9 protein-coding genes are annotated in these 5,831 nt (G+C 55.8%); 2 read left to right on the top strand and 7 right to left on the bottom strand.

Features of this window, described 5'->3' with window-relative positions:
- The first annotated feature begins 41 nt into the window (after positions 1 to 41).
- Positions 42 to 410 carry a polymer-forming cytoskeletal protein gene (locus O6929_04390; GenBank protein MCZ6479637.1) on the top strand — a complete coding sequence of 123 codons (369 nt, stop codon included), beginning with the start codon at positions 42 to 44 and terminating at the stop codon, positions 408 to 410.
- A gap of 117 nt (positions 411 to 527) precedes the next feature.
- Here O6929_04390 and O6929_04385 read toward each other — a convergent pair whose 3' ends face one another.
- Positions 528 to 1,157, bottom strand: a complete 630-nt coding sequence (locus O6929_04385) for a hypothetical protein (GenBank protein ID MCZ6479636.1) — start codon at positions 1,155 to 1,157, stop codon at positions 528 to 530.
- A 765-nt stretch (positions 1,158 to 1,922) separates the two neighbouring features.
- Here O6929_04385 and O6929_04380 point away from each other — a divergent pair.
- Positions 1,923 to 2,069 carry a hypothetical protein gene (locus tag O6929_04380; GenBank protein ID MCZ6479635.1) on the top strand — a complete coding sequence of 49 codons (147 nt, stop codon included), beginning with the start codon at positions 1,923 to 1,925 and terminating at the stop codon, positions 2,067 to 2,069.
- Between the two features lie 45 nt (positions 2,070 to 2,114).
- Here the strand turns inward: O6929_04380 and O6929_04375 are convergent, their stop codons facing one another.
- The 6 genes from O6929_04375 to O6929_04350 form a co-directional block, all read right to left on the bottom strand.
- Complete coding sequence (locus O6929_04375) at positions 2,115 to 2,549, bottom strand: hypothetical protein (GenBank protein MCZ6479634.1); 435 nt, start codon at positions 2,547 to 2,549, stop codon at positions 2,115 to 2,117.
- Positions 2,550 to 2,648: 99 nt separating this feature from the next.
- Entirely contained in the window at positions 2,649 to 3,038 is a 390-nt protein-coding gene (locus O6929_04370; GenBank protein ID MCZ6479633.1) for a cytochrome c, read from the bottom strand.
- A 70-nt stretch (positions 3,039 to 3,108) separates the two neighbouring features.
- Positions 3,109 to 3,699: a cyclic nucleotide-binding domain-containing protein gene (locus O6929_04365; GenBank protein ID MCZ6479632.1), complete on the bottom strand. Its 591-nt coding sequence runs from the start codon at positions 3,697 to 3,699 to the stop codon at positions 3,109 to 3,111.
- On the bottom strand, positions 3,696 to 4,358 hold the full coding sequence (locus O6929_04360) for a NapC/NirT family cytochrome c (protein ID MCZ6479631.1): 663 nt from the start codon (positions 4,356 to 4,358) through the stop codon (positions 3,696 to 3,698). The genes O6929_04365 and O6929_04360 overlap by 4 nt, the downstream gene beginning before the upstream one ends.
- A gap of 109 nt (positions 4,359 to 4,467) precedes the next feature.
- Positions 4,468 to 5,043 carry a cyclic nucleotide-binding domain-containing protein gene (locus O6929_04355; GenBank protein ID MCZ6479630.1) on the bottom strand — a complete coding sequence of 192 codons (576 nt, stop codon included), beginning with the start codon at positions 5,041 to 5,043 and terminating at the stop codon, positions 4,468 to 4,470.
- 111 nt (positions 5,044 to 5,154) lie between these two features.
- On the bottom strand, positions 5,155 to 5,831 hold a 677-nt coding region (locus O6929_04350), incomplete at its 5' end, for an adenylate/guanylate cyclase domain-containing protein (GenBank protein MCZ6479629.1).

Here is a 5,831-nt window from a genome sequence, read left to right as displayed (position 1 = left end):
TGTGGAATTCGCGTAAGCCCGCAGCCAATCAGACCGGGATCATGGCCTTCATCGGCGAGGGCTCCGAGATTGAGGGGAAGTACACGTTCACCGGCACTGGAACTGTCCTGCTGAATGGCAAGTTCCATGGCGAGATCACGACCACGGATGAGCTCATCATCGGGGAGAAAGCCGTCGCCAACGCTACCATCCGGGCGGGGTCGGTGGTGATCTGGGGTGAGGTAGTGGGCAACGTCCTGGCCAGCGACCGCGTAGAGCTCAAGGGGGAGGCTCGAGTTTTCGGCAACATCGAAGCCCCCGTCGTAGTCCTCGACGACGGTGTCCTCTTCGAAGGGCAGTGCCGGATGGCCGCCATGAGGCCCGATGAGGAGGAGGCTCAGGATTCCTCGGTGATTCCGTTACGCCGCTGAGACTTGAATCTCCTACCAAGGCTGTTCCCAAAGGATGTCCCGCACTAGGGCCAGCCTTTGCCAATCAGCACACATTCAACCCCAGCGAGAGTGTTCGTCTGTTATCGGTAGGAAGTATCAAAAGTCAGCAGGGATCACCCTGTAGATGTGCAGGGCCAGCCAGCGGCTCAGATCGTTCAACTTCAAAAGGTCCAACGGAGAAAAGTTGGGCCCAGCCTCCCTGGGAGATTTCCCCTTTCTGCTTACCTGCATTACCCCAAGGGCCTGTCCGCGAGGAATAAGAAGCGGGGCCGAGACCATCTTCTGGATCTCCAACGGCCTGTTTTCCTTCACGCGAATCTGCTCGTAGACATCTAAGTGTTCGATATAGGGGACGTCGTTGTCGATCCTCCCCCTCCCAGCCTGAAGGACTTCACCGGCAATGCTTGTGGTGGTCACTGGAAACATGTTCGTCATTCCCACGTAATGTACGAGGGGGTAAGCGAACCGAAGCATACGCCTTCGACCTCGCAAAAGGAGGATGGCCACCTCGTCCTCCTCCACCGAGAACGCCTGGGCGATCGATGCGGCGAGGCTGTCCGTGAGTCGCTCGAACAGATCCTCTGACGGCAGTGCCAGCTTTTGGAAGACATCGAGTTCCCATCGGATTCTGACGGGTAGCTGATCCACAACGGTTCTGATCAGCATCCGCCGCTCGCCCGTCCTCCGTTTGAGGGAATGCAATTCTTCCCATACAAGCTCGACCATTTCGAATCTACCTCCGACCTCTTAGAACGGCAAGAGATATACCAACGAAGGCAGTCAAGAAAATAGAGGGGTTAGAGCCCCTATGCAGCGCACACCGGATGGATGAAGGTGCAGCAAATCCGGGCACAGCCCGTGCGTATGAAATCGACCCGGGTGTTCACACTTGCTCTGCGAACTCTCGCCCGTCAATTCGTTTGCGTCTCCAAGAAAGCTCATATCCGAACCTTCGACATGGGGCGCCGGTTCCATAAACCGGTCCTCACTCATATCGGTAAATATATGCATCCCGTGCAGCCCAACGAGGGGGCCGACTAGTGCCGCACTAACTATTTTTCACTAGCATTCCGCGCTGGTGCGACACTTCCGCTAGTCCCGAACGCCTTTCCCGAAGAGACTCTCGTCCCATCGGGACGGGGCGGGATTCGGCGCTCGGCGTTCGCCTCGCTGAGCACCCCCCAGGCGGTGGGGAGCCTCGGGGAGGATACACTCCTACAACCCCTCAGTGCCCCTGGCCCGCATTATTCACGAACGGAGTGTCTTCGGGAATAATGCGTCCCGCCGCTGCGGCGGGACTCAAGGCTAGCCCTGAGCAACGCCCCGCAAACGCGGGGCGGAGTCGAAGCCCGGAGGGCAGATTATTCACTTCTATGTGAATAATCCGGGCTGGCGGAACCCTGGGGTGCTTAGGAGGAGTGAGTTGGAGGGGCACTAGATGAAGAATCGTAGAGTGAGAGCATGGGACCGGGCCGGGAGGAGGTGAGGGAGATGGCTATGCCACCGACTTGCTCGAAGTGTGGATCCATCTTGCTGGGCTACGGATGGAGCAAAGAACTCAACTTCCCGGTGCATTTCTGCACCAAGTGCAGAGAAAAAGAGGAAGCTGCCAAGAAGGTGGAGAAGGAGGCCGCCTAAGGGTTTGCCGGTGAGGGAAAAGGTTTACGGCCCGGTCCCTGCAGCTTATCGCCGAGGATGTCCTCGGAGTCCAAGTATGAGGGCTTCAATGCATTCTGCAATCGTGTCAAAGACGGGATCGAATTCCGCGTCATCCAACACAGGGTCTATAATCTCATCTTTGCGGCCGAGCAGTTCCGTCAGGAGGAAAATGCGATCGTCACATATGCCGCGATCAGACAGAGCCTGAAGATGACTGTGGGTCATGCCGAAAGTGACGGTGCCATCGTCCAGAGGAAAATCAACGTCGTCAAGATGTCGAGGCTGGAATTCAATAATGACTTCCCTCGGGACTCCACGAGCGAGGAGGGCGAAGCCCGTTATGGGGAAAATCTCGGTGTTCCGGTAGATGGTGGCGGCCGAGGACACCTGTAGCGGACACCCCAGGTAGCGGGCATACAGTTCGGCAAACGCCGAACGCACCATGTTCCCCGTGCACACGAACAGGATGCTCGTGACATCCTTCAAGTCTTCAGGTAATCGCAATTAAGCCAAACCTCGGGGGAATGTTTTACGAATCATCATACCCCCGTTTGCCGTCTATTTCGCCAGGGAGCGGATATAGGCCACGAGATCGGCGATCTCGGCCTTCGACAGCTGATCTCCCCATTGCGGCATCATCTTGGACTTGCCTACACCCTTGCCACCTTTCTCGATAATCTGAAAAAGCTGTTCGTCGGTCCACTCCGACATCCCCGCGCTGTCGTTCCAGGCCACCGGATCCGGGACGACCACGCCCATCGTCTTAAACTTCTGCAACATTTCACCATCCCCCTTCCCAGTCTCCCCGTGACATTCTGCGCAGTGCTTCGCGGCGATCTTTGCGCCTGCGGCGGGATCAGCAGCGTCGGCTGGCACAGCAGGAATCAGGAGTGCCAAGGATAGGATGACATGCGGCATCATTGCCATGATGATCTTGCACATCGTCATCGGTCCTCCTTTTTGTAGATTTTGCCGCTCACTACGCCCCCGAAGAGGATAAGCGAGATACGGTAAGAGGCTAGGGAGATTCGCCTTGTTGTTGGCTACGTTGGACGTCCTGCTTCGTGGTTTCTAGGCGCTGCTCCACCAGTTGCGCAAAGCTGTCCCTGAGCACAGGTATGTGCGCGAAGAGCGAGGCGAAAGCTCCCGCTTTAATGGCGAGGACGTCGACGTCGGTCGCCGCCCGGACCGTCAGCGTCCTTGGCATCCGTCGGATGAGGGCTATCTCGCCAAAGTGATCTCCAGGCCCCATGTTTCTGATCACCTTTTCCTGCTTCCCTGGCTCGTCCTCCACCGCCTCCACTTGCCCATTCTCGATTACATAGACCTTATCCGCGATCTCCCCTTTTCGGAAGATGATGGCTCCTCGCGCGAAATGCTCTTTAATAAGCTCTCGCTCGGGTGTCGTGACCACGACCACGAGGCATATGAGAATCGAGAGCATGATGAACCCTTGAGCTACCAACATGAAAATGGTCACGATCATCGGACCGACCATGACGAAGACGGCGATCGCCATAATCGTGGCCGAAATGGTCAGGATTTGAGCCACGATCAGAGCAGATCGCTTATACCGATCGGCCGAAATTTTTGAAAACACCTGGTTCATTCACCTTCCTTCTTTCGCTGTGCGGTTAACTGCGTAGGATGTGTGGGCCCGTGGCAGAGGTTGCAGGAGACTTCATCGGACGCTATATCACTTCGGAATGCGACATGAATAGCCAACTCCTCGTACTTCTTGGCGCCCTGATGGCATTGCAAACAATTCCAGTTGGAATACGGTACAGAGAGTGTAATAGGTGTCTCCCAGGTTGCCGTATAGAATCGATATACGTCTTTTAATCCTTCCATTTTCGCCCGCAAGGTGCCGTGGAGCCCGTAACTGACATGACAGGAGTAACAGTGCTCAGTGACGATGTAACGATTCACGTAATGAACGGCTGCCAGCGTTTTGCTGGTGGGATCTATCATGTCGTTCACATATGGGTCCATCACGGGATGGCAGGAACCGCAGAACGCGACCTTCTTCGCCCCTTCAATCGCCACAAAGTTCCCCAGGAACCAGATGAATAGCGGCAGGATTGCCAGCCCGACCAGGTGTAACCATTTCGCCGCTGGTTCCAAGAGGCGGTCCCGGTGATAGATCACCGTATAGAGAACAAGGGCCAACACGACGATGCTTAAACCGATCCCGAGGTAATTCGCAAGCTCGACGGCGGTAATCGACTGATGTGGCGGAACACCATGCGGAATCTGTACTTGGGGCATGATGGTCTCCCGGATGATTAGACGTTAGGGAACCCCTCGCGCACACCACCACATCACAAATTCAGGCGGGAGAGGCGCCGCCGCCGGCCCCTCCAAAACGCAATCGCGGTTACTGTGTTAAGGGCAACGACAGTGAGTCGATCGCCTTAACCGTTTCCTCGACCTTGCCTGCGAGTTTGGTGCACCCTTCAACGGATGCGTTGAGACGTTGGACCAACCCAATGACCACCCGGCGCAGAAGCTCTGGCATCTTCTCGATCTCTCTTTCGAAAGACTTCAGGTCGATCATCTTCGCCCGCATGTGCTGCAGCTCGTAGAGGAGCGCCACCAAACGGCTGTTGACCTCAGTCATGGCTGTCAGATCACTGAATAAGGTGTTGAGCCGTGATCGCACGTCCTGGGGAAGTTGATCAAGGACCTCCATAAAGGTGTCCTTGGCGATCTTCTCTACTTCCACATCGCCGTCCGCGATCACCGAGGCGGTCCTTTTGGCATCTTCAAGGAAAGCAATTTCTCCGAAGATATCCCCTTCGCTTAGCGTGCGTATCAGCACTTGTTTGCCATCAATATTTTTGAATACCTTGGCCCTCCCAGACTTGAGTATGTACGCATAAAAGGGCCAGCTGCCTTCCTCTAAAATGGTCTCACCGTCCTTGATTTTCTCGGTCCAGACAGTTTGATCCATCGGCCACCTCCACTTTCATCGCCAAGGTAATCGGCTCTGATTGATGTTCAGGTTTCATGCTGCTAAGTAAAAACTGAGAAATACTTGGAGAGCTCCAATTGGGACAAAAGTCTATCCGGCGTTTCCCGGAATACACTGTCCCAAGAGGCGATGTAAAAACGTCTCGACTTCTGGCGGCATCGAGGTGAAACGCACAGAAAAAATCGTGGGACTCTCCGATGGCTGTTCCACGACCTTGCCGTACAGTGCTCCAGGGATCTCTTCGCCGTTGTCGGCAATGAGGTGCATGTTGAGATTGCTCAAGGGGGCGACGGGATTCTCCAAGTGTGCCTCGGCTCCCTTGGCTGACAGCTTGACGAAACTTCCCGTGAACATGACGCCACTCAGATGGTCCCCTTCGACCACGGTATAGCGGAAAGGGATCTCCTGAGGCAGGGGAACGAGCGTATCTTCGGTCTCCGGCAGAGAGAGCTTGTGTGTCCCGCCAATGCCTCGGACCTCGCAGAGGGGGATGAGCTGTTCAAATCCCTTTGCTTTGACCTCCATCTGCTTTCCAATCTTGACGAGAGGCCCGACGTCTTGGCGTGTGGCCTCGGAGATCAGGATCTGGCCCCCTGTGGTATAGGACTGGATGCGGGAGGTGAGGTTGACATGACTCCCCACCACCCCGTACTTCATGCGTTCGGGCGAGCCGATATTCCCCACCACCACTTGGCCCGTGTGCACCCCGATGCCCATTTCCACCTCGGGCAGGCCTTCCTGTCTATTCTCTTCATTGACCGCGGCCA

It is taken from the genome of Candidatus Methylomirabilota bacterium, from assembly GCA_027293415.1.
Lineage (GTDB): Bacteria > Methylomirabilota > Methylomirabilia > Methylomirabilales > CSP1-5 > CSP1-5.
The sequence above is the reverse complement of the archived record's forward strand: the minus strand, read 5'-3'. Positions and strand labels throughout refer to the sequence as shown.

What these genes read in the sequence shown, in the direction of transcription:
- O6929_04365 (MCZ6479632.1), bottom strand. Translation starts at nt 3,699, where the DNA reads ATGAACCAGGTGTTTTCAAAAATTTCGGCCGATCGGTATAAGCGATCT.
- O6929_04390 (MCZ6479637.1), top strand. Translation starts at nt 42, where the DNA reads ATGGCCTTCATCGGCGAGGGCTCCGAGATTGAGGGGAAGTACACGTTC.
- O6929_04370 (MCZ6479633.1), bottom strand. Translation starts at nt 3,038, where the DNA reads ATGACGATGTGCAAGATCATCATGGCAATGATGCCGCATGTCATCCTA.
- O6929_04360 (MCZ6479631.1), bottom strand. Translation starts at nt 4,358, where the DNA reads ATGCCCCAAGTACAGATTCCGCATGGTGTTCCGCCACATCAGTCGATT.
- O6929_04355 (MCZ6479630.1), bottom strand. Translation starts at nt 5,043, where the DNA reads ATGGATCAAACTGTCTGGACCGAGAAAATCAAGGACGGTGAGACCATT.
- O6929_04380 (MCZ6479635.1), top strand. Translation starts at nt 1,923, where the DNA reads ATGGCTATGCCACCGACTTGCTCGAAGTGTGGATCCATCTTGCTGGGC.
- O6929_04385 (MCZ6479636.1), bottom strand. Translation starts at nt 1,157, where the DNA reads ATGGTCGAGCTTGTATGGGAAGAATTGCATTCCCTCAAACGGAGGACG.